Below are 16552 nucleotides of genomic sequence, written 5' to 3' on the forward strand. Positions count from 1 at the left end.
AAATGAAGGTGGCGGCTCTTGACGCATGAGTGGACATACGGCTGTTATTGCGCCACCCCGATGTTCGGTCAAGTTGATTTCTGGTCGATTAAGACCGGAAGTCTCAGCCAGACCTCCATGACCGAACCTTGCTGTCAGGAGCCGCTTCATGCACGACCTCTCCCCGTCCGGCCGCCTCCACCTCCCCTCCCCGAGCCGTCGCACCCTGCTGCGCGGCATAGGCGGCGCGGCCGTCCTCGGTGCCGGCATACCGCTGCTGTCGGCCTGTGGCGGCAGCGGCACCTCCTCCGACCCCAAGTCGGTCAGCCTCGGCTCCAACGCGTCGGACGCGGTGCCGAAGAAGGCGTTCGCCGAGATCTACGCGGCCTTCAAGAAGCAGTCCGGTATCGCGGTCGACGTGAACACCAAGGACCACAACACGTTCCAGGAGCAGATCAACTCCTACCTCCAGGGCACCCCGGACGACGTGTTCAACTGGTTCGCCGGCTACCGCATGCAGTTCTTCGCGGCCAAGGGCCTGGCGTCCCCGATCGACGACGTGTGGCAGAAGATCGGGGACAACTTCCCCGACGCCATGAAGAAGCTCAGCAAGGGCGCGGACGGCAAGTACTACTTCGTGCCGCTGTACACCTACCCCTGGGCGCTCTTCTACCGTAAGAGCGTCTTCCAGCAGCACGGCTACACCGTCCCGACGACGTGGGACCAGCTGGTCGCGCTCTGCAAGCAGATGAAGAAGGACGGGCTGACCCCGATCGCCTTCGGCGACAAGGACGCCTGGCCGGCCATGGGCACCTTCGACCAGATCAACTTCCGGCTCAACGGCTACGACTTCCACGTCGAGCTGATGGCGGGCAAGGTCGCCTGGACCGACGCGAAGGTCAAGGCCACCTTCGACCACTGGGCCGAGCTGCTGCCGTACCACCAGGAGGGCTCGCTGGGCCGTACCTGGCAGGACGCCGCCCAGACGCTGGTGTCGAAGAAGGCGGGCATGTACCTGCTCGGCTCCTTCGTCGCCCAGCAGTTCACCAACAAGGCGGACCTGGACGACCTCGACTTCTTCGCCTTCCCGGAGATCAACCCGCAGTTCGGGCAGGACACCGTCGAGGCGCCCACCGACGGCTTCATGGTCTCCAAGGCCCCGAAGAACAAGGAGGGCGTCAGCAAGCTCCTCCAGTTCCTCGGCACCCCCGAGGCCGAGCAGATCTACCTCAAGGCCGACGCCAGCGTGGTGGCCGCCTCCAGCAAGGCCGACACCTCCTCCTACACGCCGCTGCAGAAGAAGGCGTACGACATGATCTCGGGCGCCAAGAGCCTGACGCAGTTCATGGACCGCGACAGCCGCCCCGACTTCACCTCCACGGTCATGCAGCCGGCGCTGCAGAAGTTCGTCCGCGACCCGAAGGGGATCGACAGCCTGCTCACCTCGATCGAGCGCCAGAAGAAGACGATCTTCGCGTCCAACTGAGAGCCGGGCGCCCGATACCCATGAGCACCGACACCACCACGAAGTCCTCGCAGGCGGCCACCCGGCCGCCTCGGGGCGCGTCCCCCAAGAAGCGGGCTCCGCAGGGCCACCGCCGCCTGCTGACCCGCCGTGACCGGCTCACGCTCGGCCTGATGGCCGGCGTGCCGACGATCCTGCACGTCGCCCTCGTCTGGCTGACGGCCCTCGCCTCCATCGCGCTGGCCTTCACCACCTGGGACGGCATCGGCTTCGACTCCATCAAGTGGGTGGGGCTGGACAACTTCAAGGAGCTGTTCACCAACAACCCGCAGTTCTGGCCGGCCGTCCAGCACAACGTCATCTGGTTCGTCGTGCTGATCCTGATCCCGACCCCGCTCGGGCTCTTCCTCGCCGTCCAGCTCGACAAGAAGATCCGCTTCTCCCGCGTCTACCAGACCGCCTACTTCCTGCCCGTCGTGGTCTCCCTCGCGGTCACCGGATTCGTCTGGCAGCTGGTCTACAACCCCGACACCGGCCTGATCAACAGCATCATCGGGGCCAACAAGCCCGGCCACTACATCGACTGGATCGGCGACCCGCACCTCAACCTGTGGGCGATCCTCGTCGCGGCCTGCTGGCGCCACACCGGCTACATGATGATTCTCTACCTGGCCGGCCTCAAGGGCGTCGACCCGTCCCTGCGCGAGGCCTCCTCGCTGGACGGCGCGAACGAGTGGCAGACGTTCAAGAACGTCATCTTCCCCACCCTGCGCCCCACCAACACCGTCGTCCTCGTCGTGACGATCATCGAGGCCCTGCGCGCCTTCGACCTCGTCTTCGTCTTCAACAAGGGCGCCCAGGGCACCGAGCTGCTGTCGATCCTGGTCACCAACAACATCATCGGCGAGTCCAGCCGCATCGGATACGGCTCCGCCATCGCCGTCGTCCTGCTGCTGATCTCCCTCGCGGTGATCATCCCGTACCTGATCTCGACCTTCCGGAAGGAGCGGAGCGCATGAGCACCCCCGCCCTGCCCCTGAAGCAGCGCACCCCCGTGCGCCCCGCCCGGATCCTGCTGCACACGTTCCTCGTCGTCACCTCCCTGGCCTGGCTCGCGCCGCTGCTGTGGGCGCTGTTCGCGGCCCTGCGGCCCTACGCCGAGACCAGCGAGAAGGGCTACGTCTCCTGGCCCGACAAGCTGAGCCTGGACAACTTCACCAACGCCTTCACGCAGTCGGACATGGTCCACTACTTCGGGAACACCCTGCTCATCGCGGTCCCCGCGGTGCTGCTGACCCTGTTCCTGTCGTCCTGCGTCGCCTTCTACGTCAGCCGCTTCGACTTCCGGGTCAACCTCTTCCTGCTCCTGGTCTTCACCGCCGGCAACCTCCTCCCGCAGCAGGTGATCATCACCCCGCTGTACCGGCTGTACCTGCTGGTGGACCTGCCCGGCATCACCGTGAGCGGCAAGCTGTACGACTCGGCGCTGGGGCTCGTCCTCATCCACGTCGCGTTCCAGTCCGGCTTCTGCGCGTTCGTGCTCAGCAACTACATGCGCTCGCTGCCGCACGAGCTGACCGAGGCCGCCCTCGTCGACGGCGCGTCCGTGTGGCGTCTGTACTGGCAGATCGTGCTGCCGCTGTGCAAGCCCGCCATGGCCGCCCTCGCCACCCTGCTCTCCATCTGGATCTACAACGATTTCTTCTGGGCGATCGTGCTGATCTCCACCGGCGAGAACATGCCGATCACCTCGGCCCTGAACAACCTCTCCGGCCAGTACTTCACCGACCCCAACCTGGTCGCCGCCGGTGCCCTGCTCACCGCGATCCCCACGCTGATCGTGTACTTCGCGCTCCAGCGGCAGTTCGTCAGCGGCCTGACGCTCGGCGCCAACAAGGGCTGAGCCCTCCCGTCCGAAAGAGACCCCCGTGCACCACCCCTTCACCCCGGTGGCTGCCGTCCCCGTGGACCCACGGCGCGCCCGTGTCCACGAGGAGGGCCGGCAGTCCCGGAGTCCGAGCGGCGCCTACGCCCTCGACGCCCGCCCGCACCGCCCCGGGGGCGCCGGCCCCGGGGGGGTCTTCCAGGGCGAGGGCCTGCTCGCGCTCGACCCCGGCGACGGCTCGCCCGTCCGCCTGTGGGCCGCGCCGGACCCGGTCCGCGAGGTGCCCTCCATCCGCCTCGCCACGGCCGGGCCGGTGGCGGAGATCAGCGCCGACCGGCCGGTGAAGGAGTTCACGGGCACGGACATCCAGTCGGTGCTGGCCGAGTGGGCGTCCGGCCTCGGGGTCCCGGCGCCGCGCCCGGCCCCCACCGTCTGGTGCTCCGGGTACGCGTACGCCACCGAGGTCACCGAGGACGACATCCACGAGAACCTCCGCGCGATGGACACCCTGGACCTGCCGATCGACGTCGTCCAGATCGACGACGGCCACCAGAAGGCGCTCGGCGACCGGCTCACGCCCTCCGGCCGCTTCCGCTCCCGCCGGGGGATCGCGGAGGCCATCCGCGCCCGGGGCCGCCGTGCCGGCATCCGGATCGCGCCCTTCCTCGTCGACCCCGGCAGCGACCTCGCCGCCGGGCACCCCGACTGGCTGGTCCGCTCCACCGACGGCGGCCTCGCGCGCGCCGCCCACCACGGGGGCCACGACGTGTACGCCCTCGACACCACGCACCCCGGGGCGGCGGCCCACCTGAGCGAGGTCTTCGCCACCCTGCGGGCCGAGGGCTACGACTGCTTCCGGCTCGACTTCCTGGACGCGGGCGCCCTGGACGGCGTACGGCACGCACCCGTGGACCCGCTGACGGCGTACCGCGACGGGATCGCGCTGATCCGCGCCGCGGTCGGCCCCGAGGCCCACCTGCTGGGCGGCGGCGCGCCGATCCTGCCGTCGATCGGCCTGTTCGACGCGATGCGGGTCAGCCCGGACACGGCACCGCACCGCACCCCCGAGGGCGGCGACCTCAGCCGGCCCGGGCAGGCCGCGGCCGAGTTCACCGGCGCCGCCCGGCAGTGGCAGCACGGCCGGTTGTGGACCAACGACCCGGACTGCCTCCTGGCCCGTCCGGCGGTGGAGACGCGCGAGCGATGGGCCGCGCACCTGGAGGCGACGGGCGGCCTGAGGGCCTCGGGCGACCGTCTCCTCACCCTTGATCCGTGGGGCGTGGACACCACGCGCCGGCTGCTGTCGGGAGGCGAGTGATGGAACGAGAACTGAAGGTCCCCGGGATCGCGTACGGCGGTGACTACAACCCCGAGCAGTGGCCGGAGGAGGTCTGGGCCGAGGACGTGCGCCTCATGGCCGAGGCCGGGGTGAACATGGTCAGCGTCAACATCTTCTCCTGGGCGCTGCTGGAGCCGTCCGAGGGCGAGTACGACTTCGCGCGCCTCGACCGCGTCCTCGACCTGCTGTACTCCCACGGCATCGCGGCCGACCTCGCGACCCCGACGGCGGCCCCGCCGGCCTGGTTCTTCAAGGCCCACCCCGAGGCGCTGCCGGTGGACCGGGACGGCCGCGGGCTGGCGTACGGCAGCCGTCAGACGTTCTGCCCGTCGAGCCCGGCCTACCGCGAGGCCGCCCTGCGGATCGCGCGGGCGCTGGGGGAGCGGTACGCCGCGCATCCGGCGGTCGTCATGTGGCACGTGCACAACGAGTACGGCTGCCACAACGCCGAGTGCTACTGCGACACGAGCGCCGCGTCGTTCCGCCGCTGGCTGCGGGCGAAGTACGCCGACGACCTCGCGGCGCTCAACGACGCCTGGGGCACCACCTTCTGGAGCCAGTGGTACTACGACTGGGACGAGATCATCCCGCCGCGGGCCACGGGCGCGGTCCCCAACCCCACCCACCGGCTGGACTGGCGCCGCTTCTGCAGCGACGAGCTGCTGGCGCTGTGCGCGGCGGAGCGCGAGGTGCTGGCCGAGGCCGCTCCGGCGACCCCCGCCACCACCAACTTCATGGTGATGTACAACTTCGACGCGCTGGACTACTGGCGCTGGGCGCCGACGCTGGACATCGTCTCCAACGACCACTACCTGCGCTCCACCGACCCCGAGTCGCAGATCGACATCGCGATGAGCGGCGATCTCGTACGGTCGCTGGCGGGCGGTCCCTGGCTGCTGATGGAGCACTCCACGGGGGCGGTGAACTGGCAGCCCGTCAACCGGGCCAAGGGGCCGGGCGAGTTGCAGCGCAACGCCCTCGCGCACGTGGCGCGCGGCGCCGACGGCATCGCCTACTTCCAGTGGCGGGCCGCGAAGGCGGGCGCCGAGCAGTGGCACTCGGCGATGCTGCCGCACGCGGGCACGGACAGCGTGATCTGGCGGGACGTGGTGGCCCTCGGCGCGGACCTCAAGGCGCTCGCCGAGGTGCGCGGCAGCACCGGCACCGCCGAGACGGCGATCGTCTGGGACTGGGACGCCAAGTGGGCGCTGGCAATGCCCTCGCAGCCCAGTGAGGCGGTCCGCTTCCTGGAGGTCGTGCGTTCCTGGTACGAGCCGCTGTGGCGGGCGGGCGTCGCCGTGGACTTCGTACGGCCGGACGCGGACCTGTCGGCGTACCGGCTGGTCCTGGCCCCCAGCCTGTACCTCGTGGACGACGCGGGCGCCGCCAACCTCACCGGTTTCGCCGAGCGCGGCGGCACGCTGGTCGTCGGCTTCCACAGCGGGGCCGTGGACCAGAACTGCCATGTGCGGCTGGGCGGTTACCCGGGTGCGTTCCGGGAGGCGCTGGGCGTGCGGACGGACGAGCTGTTCCCGCTGCTGCCGGGCCAGGAGGTCGCCCTGGACTCCGGCGGGTCGGGGGCGCTGTGGTCCGAGCGGGTGCGGCTCGCCGGAGCGCAGGCCGTGGCCTCGTACGCCGACGGCCCGCTGGCCGGTGTCCCGGCGATCACCCGGCACGGCTACGGCGCCGGTACGGCCTGGTACGTGGCGACCCTGCCCGACGCCGGGACCCTGGCCGCGCTGCTGCTGCGGATCCGCGAGGAGACGGACGTACGGCCGGTGCTGGACGCGGTGCTGCCGCCGGGGGTGGAGGCGGTCCGGCGCCGGGGCGCCGAGGCCGACTATCTGTTCCTGATCGACCACGCGGGCTCGGGGGCGGAGATCGCCGTCGGCGCCGGGGCGGTGGAACTGCTGGGCGGCAAGCCGGTGCTGGGCGGTTCGGTGTCCGTGCCCCCGGGCGGGGTGGCGGTCGTACGGGAGCCGCGCGCGGTGTAGTCCCCGACCTGGAGGCCCCCTTGTCGTCGACTCGGGGGCCTCCTTACGCTGTCCCGCACCCTCGACGGCCTGGGCACCCTCATCGAGCGGCGGGGCGGGGGTGCGACGGACGATCCCGGAGCGGGGCCCGGTGAGGGACGGCGGCGATGATGGATGACGACGCGCGAGAAGTCCGGGCGGGCCGGTCGGGGCTGATCGTGAGGGTTCCGGAGGCGGAGCCTTTGGTGCGGGCATGGCGTGAACGGCTTGACCCCTCGGCCGCTGCCGGTGTTCCGGCTCATGTCACGGTTCTCTTCCCGTTTCTCGACGCGAGCCGCCTCGATGAGGGGGTCTGTGCCGCGATCGGTGAGGTGATGGGCCGGCACGCGTCCTTCGAGGCCCGGTTCGACCGCTGCGGACGGTTCCCCGGAGTGCTGTACCTCGCCCCAGAAACGGGCGCCGGATTCAGGAGCCTCACCGAGGCGATCGTGGAACGGTGGCCGGAGCACCCGCCGTTCGGCGGTCGGTTCGACGAGGTGGTCCCGCATCTGACGGTCGCCCAGGGCCAGGACGAGGCGGTCGTGGAGAAGGCCGAGGCCGACCTGCTCGCCGGTCTCCCCGTCGTCACGCGGGTCTCGGCGGTCGACTTGCTGGTCCACGACGGGACGCGGTGGCGCCGACGGGCCGCCTTCCCGCTGATGTACCCAGGCTTCAGCGGGTGAGGGTGCCGGACTTCAGGGCGCGCAGAAGTTCCGCGAGGGCGTCAGGGGCGACGGCGGCGATCTCGTGGGGGTGGTCGCTTTCGCGGAGGTGGAGACGGGAGGGGGCGGACTCGGCCAGTTCTATGCAGTTCCCCTCACCGCCCGAGCTGAACGACGACTTCTGCCAGGTGAGTTGGGGCATGTGTTCCTCTCACAAGGTGTACATCACGTGCTGGACGAGGCTCAGCGAGTCCCGGGACTCGTGCGACTCCGGTGCCGACTCGGGGTCGACCGGGGGCAGGGCCAGTTCCGAGAGTCGCTCGAACATCTTGGCGTACTCGTCGAGCTGCTTTCCATCCCGGAGGAAGAGCGACTGGGTCGGATGCTCCAGGTAGACCGTATCCAGCTCGGGAGCAGAAGCGCCGTAGAGGACGAACGACTGGGTGTGAGCGGCGTAGTTTCCGGCCTCGAACGGGAAGATCTGTACGGTCACATTCGGCAACCGAGACACCTCGATCAGCCGCAGGAGTTGCTTGCGCATGACTGCCGTTCCGCCCACGCGTGTGTGGAGCGCGGCCTCATGGATGACCGCGTGATACGTCAGGGGGGACGCGCCGGTCAGCACGCGTTGTCTCGCCAGGCGGAACTGGGCATAGCGGGAGGCCCGTTGGGGATCCGATTCGGTGGTCGCGAGGACGGCACGGGCGTACTCTTCGGTCTGCAGCATTCCCGGGACGAGCATCGGCTCGTGCGTCCGTAGCACGGTTGTACGGGATTCGAGCTCGGCCAGATCCCGAGCCGCCGGACCGATCGTGTCGCTGTACTCGCCCCACCAGCCCCTTCCACTCTCGTGGGCCATCTCCATCAGGCTCTCGAAGTAAGCGCCCTCAGGGCATCCATAAGCGCGGAGCAACCGGTAGAGGCCGTTGCGGGGCACGTCCACCCTGCCGCTCTCGATGTGGCTGATCCGGGTTCGTTCGGCCTCGATCACCTCGGCGGCGGCATCCCCTGACAGTCCGGCCCGTACACGGAGTCTGCGCAGTTCCACGCCCAGGCGTCGCTGGCGTTCGCTCGGGTTCGTCCTGGGTGGCATGCGGCGCAGTGTCTCTTGGCGTCCGTGGGATCGTCCACCCGCTTGGGCGGCCGTCACCCATGAGAGCGTAACTCGGCGTACACGGTTGTAACTTCACCAAGCGTGCTTCTACCGTCGACAACAAGCCCCACGAGGAAGTACCCCCGCCCTCACCCCACTTGTCGAGGCCCGGACCTGGTCACCGCGTGGAACCCCACGACATCCGCCGACCCGGGAGCCCCCATGGAAGACCCGCCCAGCGTCACCCTCACCTTCCCGCCGCACCCCGCCTGGGTCCGCGCCGCCCGCGACACCGTCCGTACCCTCCTCGTCAACTCCCCCCACCCCGAACTCACCGACACCGCGGTGCTCCTCACCTCCGAGGCCGTCACCAACGCCATCAACGCCTGTGCCGACAAGGGCTGTGCCGACCCCGTCACCCTCCACGTCGGCTGGGCCGACGCCGCCTGCCTGCGTGTGCTCGTCCAGGACGCCGCGCCGGGCCTGCCCGTCGTCCGCACGTCGGCCGCCGGTCCCGACGACGAAGGCGGCCGCGGCATACAGCTCATCTCCTACGGCGCCGATGCCTGGGGTGTCTGCACCCATGGGCCGGGGCCGGGCAAGTCGACCTGGTTCGAACTGGGAAACCGCTGAGCGGGGCCGGGTGGCGACACGCGAAGAAGCTTCGGATGTCCAGGAGGCCCTCATGCTCAAGATGCGCGCGCTCGCTCTGGCCCGGCTCGCGGCGCGAGCGGACGCCGGCGCCTTCGACCTGTTGCTGGAGAAACCACCGGGGCGCGGCACGCCCCCTCGACGTGCCGCGCCCCTCCCCTGCCCCCGGTCAGGTGGTTTCGGGTGACGGTGTCGGCAGGGTGCCCGTGCGGGCCGCCTCGCCGTACCAGTGCGCGCTCGACTTCGGGGTCCGGGTGAGCGTCGCGTAGTCCACGTAGACCGCCCCGAACCGCTTCCCGTAGCCGTACGCCCACTCGAAGTTGTCCAGCAGGGACCACAGGTAGTAGCCGCGCACGTCCGCGCCGTCGGCGATGGCCCGGCGCACCGCCGCGAGGTGGCCGTGCAGGTAGGCGATCCGCTCCGGGTCGTGTACCCGGCCGTCCGCGTCGGGCTTGTCGTCGTAGGCCGCGCCGTTCTCCGTGACGTAGAGCGGCAGGCCGGGGGCTTCCTTCGTGTACCGCATGATCAGCTCGTGCAGGCCCGACGGGTCGATGGTCCAGCCCATCTCCGTGCGGTCGCCCGGGGTCTGATGGAAGGCGACGTCGTCCGCCGCCGGCCAGGGGGAGTGCTCGCTCGCGCCGTGGCCGTCCGTGCGCGGGCCCTTCGGCTGTTCCCGCGTCGCCGAGACCAGCGTGGGTGTGTAGTAGTTCAGGCCCAGCGCGTCCAGCGGCTGGTTGATCGCCCGCAGATCGCCGTCGAGGACGTACGACCAGTCGGTGAGGGACGAGGTGGCCTCCAGCAGCGTCTCCGGGTACGCGCCCTTCAGGATCGGGCCGTGGAAGACGCCGTTGGCCAGGTCGTCGATCCTGCGGACCGCCGCCAGATCGGCGGGCGACTCCGAAAGAGGCCGTACGACCGAGGAGTTGAGGCTGAGCGCCACCGCGTTGCGGGCCGGCATCACCGAGCGGAGCGCCGTGGTGCCGAGGCCGTGGGCGAGGTTCAGGTGGTGGGCCGCGCGCAGGGACGCCGCCGGGTCGGTGCGGCCGGGCGCGTGCACCCCGGAGGCGTAGCCCAGGAACGCGCTGCACCAGGGCTCGTTCAGGGTGATCCAGTTCTCCACACGGTCGCCCAGCGCCTCGCCGACGATCTGCGCGTACTCGGCGAACCGGTACGCGGTGTCGCGCTCCGGCCAGCCGCCCGCGTCCTCCAGCTCCTGCGGCAGGTCCCAGTGGTAGAGGGTGACGGCGGGCTTGATGCCCTTCGCCAGCAGCTCGTCGACCAGCCGGCGGTAGAAGTCCAGGCCGCGCTGGACGGCCGGACCCCGGCCGGTCGGCTGCACCCGGGACCAGGAGATGGAGAAGCGGTAGGCGTTCAGGCCCAGCTCCGCCATCAGCGCGACGTCCTCGCGGTAGCGGTGGTAGTGGTCGACAGCGATGTCACCGTGCTCGCCGCCGAGGGTCTTGCCCGGCGTATGGCTGAAGGTGTCCCAGATCGAAGGGGTGCGGCCGTCCTCCCGCACCGCCCCCTCGATCTGGTACGCGGAGGTCGCCGCGCCCCAGAGGAAGGCGGGAGGAAAGGTCACAGGGGTGACGGGATCAGTCATGGAAGCGCTCCCATGGATGGTCGTCGAGACCGACTAGGCCGACGAGATTGGGGGGAAGTGGGGTGAGGAGGGGCGGGGCGGCGGTGACCCGGCCCCCGTATCGCGAGAGGTCAGCCCTTCACCGCGCCCTGCATGATGCCGCCCACGATCTGCTTGCCGAAGATCGCGAAGATCACCAGCAGCGGCAGCGTGCCCACCAGGGCGCCCGCCATGATCAGTGACTGGTCCGGAGTGTACCCGCGGCCGAGGCCCGCGAGGGCGACCTGCACGGTGGGGTTGCCGGTCTGGCTCAGCACCAGGAAGGGCCACAGGAAGTCGTTCCACGTCTGGACGAACGTCAGCATGCCCAGCACCGCCATCGCGGGGCGCGCCGCGGGGAACACCACGTGCCACACCACGCGCCAGCTGCTCGCGCCGTCCACCCGGGCCGCCTCGATGATCTCGTCGGGCAGCGCCTGGATCAGGTACTGCCGCATGAAGAACACACCGAACGCGCTCACCAGCGACGGCAGGATCACCGCCTGGAGCTGGTCGGTCCACTCCAGCTTGGCGACCATCATGTACAGCGGGATCACGCTCAGCTGCGGCGGCACCATCATCGTGCCGATCACGATCAGCATCAGCGCGCCCTTGCCCCTGAACCGCAGCTTGGCGAAGGCGAAACCGGCGACCGTGGAGAGGAACACGATCGTCGCCGCCGAAACCCCGGCCACGAACGTCGTGTTGACGAAGGCCTTGCCCAGGTTCGCGTCGTTCCAGGCCAGGTCCACGTTGTGGAAGAGGTTGGAGCCGAACACGAACGGCGGCGGGTTCTGCGCCAGCCGGTTGTTGTCGCGGGACGCGGCGATCGCCGTCCACACCAGCGGGAACAGCGAAACGAAGGTGAACACGCCCAGGACGAGGTAGGCGATCGGGCCGCCGTGCATCTGCCCGCCGGCCCGCGCGGACTTGGGCCGGCGCACCTTGCGGGCCGTCGGCACGGCGTCCTCGGGTTCCGCGGACATCGCGGTCGTTGTCGTCGTCGTCACGGCCGGTACTCCTAACTACTGGCGCGCAGCCGGCGCGAGATGACGTAGTTGACGATGCCGATCACGATCAGGATCAGGAACATCGTCCAGGCGATCGCCGAGGCCCGGCCCAGGTGCTGGTTCACCCAGCCCTGCTCGTACAGGTACAGGCCCAGCGTCTGGAACTGGTGCTCCGCGCCGCCCGAGGCGCCCTTGTTGGCGTCGAACAGCAGCGGCTCACCGAAGACCTGGCTGGCGCCGATCGTGGAGACGACGACCGTGAACAGGATCGTCGGCCGCAGCGACGGCAGCGTCACGTGCAGGAACTGCTGCCAGCGGCTGGCGCCGTCCAGCGCCGCCGACTCGTACAGGTCCTGCGGGATCGCCTGCATCGCGGCCAGGTAGATCAGCGCGTTGTAGCCGGTCCACCGCCAGATGATGATCGAGGAGACGGCGATCTGCGACGGCCACTTGTCGTTCTGCCAGTCGATCGCGTCGATCCCGACGAAGTGCAGCCCCCAGTTGATCATGCCGTAGTCGCGCCCGAAGAGGAGCACGAAGACCAGCGAGGCGGCCGCGATCGAGGTCGCGTACGGCGCGAGCATGGCGACCCGGTAGAAGGTCGAGGCGCGCAGCTTGTAATTGAGGATGTGGGCGAGGCCCATGGCCATCAGCAGCTGGGGAACGGTCGAGATGATCCCGATCGTCAGGGTGTTGCGCGCCGCGTTCCAGAAGAAGTCGTCGTCGAAGATGCGTGTGTAGTTGCGCATCCCCACCCACGTCATGTCGGTGGGCGCGGTCAGCTCCACCTGGTGCAGCGACGCCCAGCCGGTGTAGACGAGCGGGAACAGGCCGAACGCGAGGAACAGCAGGAAGAACGGCGAGACGAAGGCGTAGGGACTCCAGCGCTTGTCCCGCTGCCAACGGCGGGACAGCCGGGCCCGGCGCCGCTGCTCGGCCTCCGAGGCGACGGAGGGCGGGCGGCCCGGGGCCGCGCCCCCCTCCTTCGCGGGGGGCGCGGCGGTGTCGTGACGGGTGGCCATACGGGTCACTTGTCCAGGTTGTTGTCGATGGTCTTGGTGGCCGTGGCCCAGGCCTCCGCCGCCGACTTGCCCTTCGTGACGAGGAAGACGCCGTTGTCGGACAGGCCCTGCTGGATGATCTGGTCCTTCGGGCCGATCACCTGCACCGGGGCGGTCTTGGCGGCCTCGGAGAAGACCGTGCCGACCGGCGAGTCACCGGTCATCGCGTTCTTGGCGCCGGTGACCTCGGCCATCGTGTACGTGGCCGGCGCGCTCGGGAAGTTGCCCTGCACCTTGAAGAGCTTCGCCTGCTGCTCGGGCGCGGTCAGCCACTTGACGAGCTCCTCGGCCTCCTTCACGTGCTTGCCGCTCTTGGGCACGCCCAGGAAGGATCCGCCCCAGTTGCCGGACTTGGGCGCGACGGCCACGTCCCACTTGCCCGCGTCCTCGGCCTTGGCGTTGGCCTTGATGGTGCCGAGCATCCACGGCGGGCAGGCGATGGTGGCGAACTTGCTCTGGGCGATCGTCGTGTTCCAGGGCTGCGTGAACTGCGACTGGGCCTGGACCAGTTCCTCCTCGGCGGCCTTCGCGCTCAGGTTGAACGCGGCCCGCACGGCCGGGTTCGACTTGTAGATGATCTCGCCGGAGGAGTCGTAGAACTTCTCCTTCTCACTGCTGAGGATCGCGTTGAGGAGGCCGCCGGGGGAGTCCATGAAGAACGTGCCCGCCTTGGCCTTCTTCTTGTACTGCTCGCCGGCGGTGATGAACTTGTTCCAGTCGCCCGCCCACAGCGCGCCGACCTTCTCGCGGTCGGTGGGCAGACCGGCCGCCTGGAAGAGGTCCTTGCGGTAGCAGATGGCCATCGGGCCGACGTCGGTGCCGAGGCCGATCGTCTGGCCGTCCTTCGTGGTGGCCTGGGACCACTTCCAGTCCAGCCACTGGCTCTTGTCGACGCCCGAGACCTTCGACAGGTCCTCGAACTTGGCCGCCTGCGTGGCCACGACCTCCGCGATGTTGCCCACCTCGATGGCCTGGACGTCCATCAGGCCGCTGTTGGTGGTGAGGTGGTTGACGAGCGCCGGGTAGTAGTTCTCGTTCTTCTCCGTGACGTTCTCGGCGATCTTGATGTCGGGGTGGAGCTTCTCGTACTCCGTGTAGAGCCCGGCCTCCTTGAAGCCGAAGGTGCCGAAAAGCCCCAGGGTGATCGTGGTCTTGCCCTTGCCGCCGCCGGACGACGAACCGTCGGTCGCGTCGTCGCCGCCGTCGTCGGCACAGCCGGCCAGCAGCCCGGCGCCCAGCGACGCGACCGCCGCGAGGACCACCACCCGGCGGGCGGTTCGGGTACGTGCGCGCATTGCGTCCTCCTGTTGCCCTGACGTGCCGACCCCCCGGCCAACTGCATTGTTGGGCCCGTTGTCTCTCGCTGCGGCTCGGGCGGGGAACGTGCGGGATGTGTATGTGTCAGGTACCGTGGGAGCGCTCCCACAAGTGATGTGTTGAAGAGTCGTCGGTTCGGGCGGGGGTGTCAAGGGTGGGAACACGGAGAGGTGCGTTCAGTTATCCGCCCGTTAGCTAACCCCGGCGAGTGACGCAGAGGTGGTCCAGTTCAGGACAAACCGACCGATGGGCTCCGGAGGGGCCGAGCGGTCGGGACTGTTAGATTCCAGGCCAGCGCGATGACGACGGCGGGAAGGCGGAGCCCATGGCAAGCCACGGAGTGCGGGGCCGCAGCGGTGGCAGGCCCACCCTCGAAGAGGTGGCCGCCCGGGCCGGCGTGGGCCGCGGCACGGTCTCCCGGGTGATCAACGGGTCGCCCCGGGTCAGTGACGCGACCCGGGCGGCGGTGGAGGCGGCGGTCGCCGAACTCGGTTACGTCCCCAACACGGCCGCCCGCGCCCTCGCCGCGAACCGCACGGATGCGATCGCGCTCGTCGTGCCCGAGCCGGAGACCCGCTTCTTCACCGAGCCGTACTTCTCGGACATGCTGCGCGGTGTGGGTGCCGAACTCGCCGACACCGAGATGCAGTTGCTGCTGATCTTCGCGGGCAGCGACCGGGAGCGCCGGCGCCTGGCCCAGTACCTCGCGGCGCACCGGGTGGACGGCGTCCTGCTGGTCTCGGTCCACGCCGACGACCCGCTCCCGGACCTGCTGGCCCAGCTGGAGATCCCGGCGGTGATCAGCGGTCCGAGGTCCGCCGGGGAGACGCTGCCCTCCGTGGACAGCGACAACTACGGCGGCGGCCGCTCGGCCGTGGAACACCTGCTGGCCCGGGGCCGGACCCGGATCGCCCACATCACCGGCCGCCTCGACGTGTACGGCGCCCAGCGCCGCCTCGACGGCTACCGCGACGCCCTGCGCGACGCGGGGTACGCGGCGGACGCGGGGCTCGTCGAGCACGGTGACTTCACCGAGGAGGGCGGGCACCGGGCCATGGCCGCGCTGCTCTCCCGCCACCCGTCGCTGGACGCGGTGTTCGCCGGCTCGGACGTGATGGCGGCGGGCGCCCGCCAGGCCCTGCGGGAGGCGGGCCGCCGTATCCCCGAGGACGTGGCGCTGGTCGGGTACGACGACTCGGCCATCGCCCGCCACATGGATCCGCCCCTGACGAGTGTGCGCCAGCCGATCGAGGAGATGGGGCGGCGCATGCTGGACCTCCTCCTGACGGAGATCGCGGACCGCCGCCCGGCGGCCTCCCGCGGCCTGGAACGACGCCAGGTGGTCCTGGCGACGGACCTGGTGGGGCGGGCTTCGTCCTAGGGCCGGAGCACCGCCTCCGGCGGCGGGGTGTCGAGACGCCAGGTGGTCTCGCCGTCCTGCTGTTCCCCGGTGGGGGAGAGGCCCGCCGCGCGGGCCACGGCGGCCGAGGCGTGGTGGGCGGGGTGGATGTGGGCGGTGATCGTACGGACGCCCTGCTGCCGTAGGTGCCGTACAAGTCCCCGGGCCGCCTCGGAGGCGAGACCGTGGCCCTGCCAGGGGGTGCCGACCACCCAGGCGATCTCGGCGTCCTGCGTGCCGCTCAGCGTGGCCTGGACGGTGCCGGCCAGTCGCTTCTCCCCGGTGAGCAGCAGGACCCAGTTGTGCCAGGAGACGGCCGGGTCGGGGGAACCGGCGACGAGACGCTCGTAGCGGAGGCGCAGCTCCTCGGGGGTGCTGGGGGTGCCGCCGATGAAGGTGTGCAGGGCGGGGTCGGCGAGGACGGCGGCCATCTCCGTGGCATGCGTCACCTGGAGGGGGAGGAGGGTGAGACGGTGGGTGGAGATCGGTGCGGTGCGGATGGCGGTCCCCCGTGCTCCCGGTGCTGCCTGCAAACGCATCAGCCGGTGACCTCCCTCTCGGGAAGTCACCGGCTGATGACTCAGGGTGAGTGACGGGACTCGAACCCTTTTTTTGAACCAACCGTGACCTGCGCCGATGCGGGAAACCTGGACATTTGCGTGTCATTCGATGACGTTCGATGTCGCTGGGTGTAGCTCGATGCAGGGCCGTGTTCCCGTGGGAACACCGCCCCCGGCGGACAGTAGCAGGGCGGGCGAGGGCTGAGTAGAAACCCGCGTATCCGCGATCACGGGAAATGGCAGCGCCCCCGCACAAGGCCTTCGAATCCAAGCTGGGCACAGAAAGCGGCCCCGGCGGCGTCGGAGGGCGTCGGCCGGGGCCGATCTGGTGCTACTTCAGCCGTTCGCTACAGGGCGGGCGCTCCGCTGCCTGGACACGTCTCCGTGCCGGTGCCGTTCCGCTGGTGCATGGTTGTCGGAGTGCCAGGTGCCGAGCCGACCCCTGCGCCGCAGACGGGGCAGTTTCCTGCCACCTGGCCGGGATCGAAGCGATGGCCG

Annotated in this window: 15 protein-coding genes; 8 read left to right on the top strand and 7 right to left on the bottom strand. The window is 70.0% G+C overall.

What is annotated here, in order from left to right; all coding sequences use genetic code 11:
• The first annotated feature begins 148 nt into the window (after positions 1 to 148).
• From AQJ58_RS01040 to AQJ58_RS01065, 6 genes are all read left to right on the top strand, one after another.
• Positions 149 to 1465: an ABC transporter substrate-binding protein gene (locus AQJ58_RS01040; protein WP_067243904.1), complete on the top strand. Its 1317-nt coding sequence runs from the start codon at positions 149 to 151 to the stop codon at positions 1463 to 1465.
• Positions 1466 to 1485: 20 nt separating this feature from the next.
• Positions 1486 to 2463 (top strand): carbohydrate ABC transporter permease, encoded by a 978-nt coding sequence (locus tag AQJ58_RS01045; protein ID WP_067243905.1) that lies wholly within the window; start codon positions 1486 to 1488, stop codon positions 2461 to 2463.
• On the top strand, positions 2460 to 3347 hold the full coding sequence (locus AQJ58_RS01050; protein WP_067243906.1) for a carbohydrate ABC transporter permease: 888 nt from the start codon (positions 2460 to 2462) through the stop codon (positions 3345 to 3347). Before AQJ58_RS01045 ends, AQJ58_RS01050 begins: the two co-directional genes overlap by 4 nt.
• A 25-nt stretch (positions 3348 to 3372) precedes the next feature.
• Positions 3373 to 4647, top strand: coding sequence for a TIM-barrel domain-containing protein (locus AQJ58_RS01055; RefSeq protein ID WP_067243908.1), 1275 nt, complete (start codon positions 3373 to 3375; stop codon positions 4645 to 4647).
• A complete protein-coding gene (locus AQJ58_RS01060) occupies positions 4647 to 6662 on the top strand; it encodes a beta-galactosidase (protein ID WP_067243909.1) in 2016 nt (671 codons plus the stop codon). The genes AQJ58_RS01055 and AQJ58_RS01060 overlap by 1 nt, the downstream gene beginning before the upstream one ends.
• A gap of 149 nt (positions 6663 to 6811) precedes the next feature.
• Entirely contained in the window at positions 6812 to 7363 is a 552-nt protein-coding gene (locus AQJ58_RS01065; protein WP_234359961.1) for a 2'-5' RNA ligase family protein, read from the top strand.
• On the opposite strand, the gene AQJ58_RS01070 is transcribed toward AQJ58_RS01065, so the two are convergent.
• Positions 7353 to 7544, bottom strand: a complete 192-nt coding sequence (locus tag AQJ58_RS01070; protein ID WP_067243911.1) for a DUF397 domain-containing protein — start codon at positions 7542 to 7544, stop codon at positions 7353 to 7355. The genes AQJ58_RS01065 and AQJ58_RS01070 overlap by 11 nt on opposite strands.
• Before the next feature lie 9 nt (positions 7545 to 7553).
• Positions 7554 to 8492 carry a helix-turn-helix domain-containing protein gene (locus tag AQJ58_RS01075; protein ID WP_234359923.1) on the bottom strand — a complete coding sequence of 313 codons (939 nt, stop codon included), beginning with the start codon at positions 8490 to 8492 and terminating at the stop codon, positions 7554 to 7556.
• A gap of 165 nt (positions 8493 to 8657) precedes the next feature.
• Here AQJ58_RS01075 and AQJ58_RS01080 point away from each other — a divergent pair, with 165 nt between their 5' ends.
• Positions 8658 to 9068, top strand: a complete 411-nt coding sequence (locus AQJ58_RS01080) for an ATP-binding protein (protein ID WP_067243917.1) — start codon at positions 8658 to 8660, stop codon at positions 9066 to 9068.
• A gap of 187 nt (positions 9069 to 9255) precedes the next feature.
• Here AQJ58_RS01080 and AQJ58_RS01085 read toward each other — a convergent pair whose 3' ends face one another.
• The 4 genes from AQJ58_RS01085 to AQJ58_RS01100 form a co-directional block, all read right to left on the bottom strand.
• Positions 9256 to 10689 carry a GH1 family beta-glucosidase gene (locus AQJ58_RS01085; RefSeq protein WP_067243920.1) on the bottom strand — a complete coding sequence of 478 codons (1434 nt, stop codon included), beginning with the start codon at positions 10687 to 10689 and terminating at the stop codon, positions 9256 to 9258.
• Positions 10690 to 10799: 110 nt separating this feature from the next.
• A complete protein-coding gene (locus tag AQJ58_RS01090; protein ID WP_067243922.1) occupies positions 10800 to 11693 on the bottom strand; it encodes a carbohydrate ABC transporter permease in 894 nt (297 codons plus the stop codon).
• Positions 11694 to 11728: 35 nt separating this feature from the next.
• Positions 11729 to 12739: a carbohydrate ABC transporter permease gene (locus AQJ58_RS01095; protein ID WP_067243924.1), complete on the bottom strand. Its 1011-nt coding sequence runs from the start codon at positions 12737 to 12739 to the stop codon at positions 11729 to 11731.
• A gap of 5 nt (positions 12740 to 12744) precedes the next feature.
• Positions 12745 to 14073, bottom strand: coding sequence for an ABC transporter substrate-binding protein (locus tag AQJ58_RS01100; RefSeq protein WP_067243926.1), 1329 nt, complete (start codon positions 14071 to 14073; stop codon positions 12745 to 12747).
• Positions 14074 to 14420: 347 nt separating this feature from the next.
• Between AQJ58_RS01100 and AQJ58_RS01105 the strand changes: the two genes are divergently transcribed.
• Positions 14421 to 15476 (top strand): LacI family DNA-binding transcriptional regulator, encoded by a 1056-nt coding sequence (locus tag AQJ58_RS01105; protein WP_067243928.1) that lies wholly within the window; start codon positions 14421 to 14423, stop codon positions 15474 to 15476.
• On the opposite strand, the gene AQJ58_RS01110 is transcribed toward AQJ58_RS01105, so the two are convergent.
• The gene (locus AQJ58_RS01110) at positions 15473 to 16033 is read right to left on the bottom strand and encodes a GNAT family N-acetyltransferase (RefSeq protein WP_067243929.1); all 561 of its coding nucleotides are present in this window, start codon (positions 16031 to 16033) and stop codon (positions 15473 to 15475) included. The genes AQJ58_RS01105 and AQJ58_RS01110 overlap by 4 nt on opposite strands.
• Positions 16034 to 16552: the final 519 nt, after the last annotated feature.

The organism is Streptomyces sp. DSM 15324 (assembly GCF_001514285.1).
Lineage (GTDB): Bacteria > Actinomycetota > Actinomycetes > Streptomycetales > Streptomycetaceae > Streptomyces.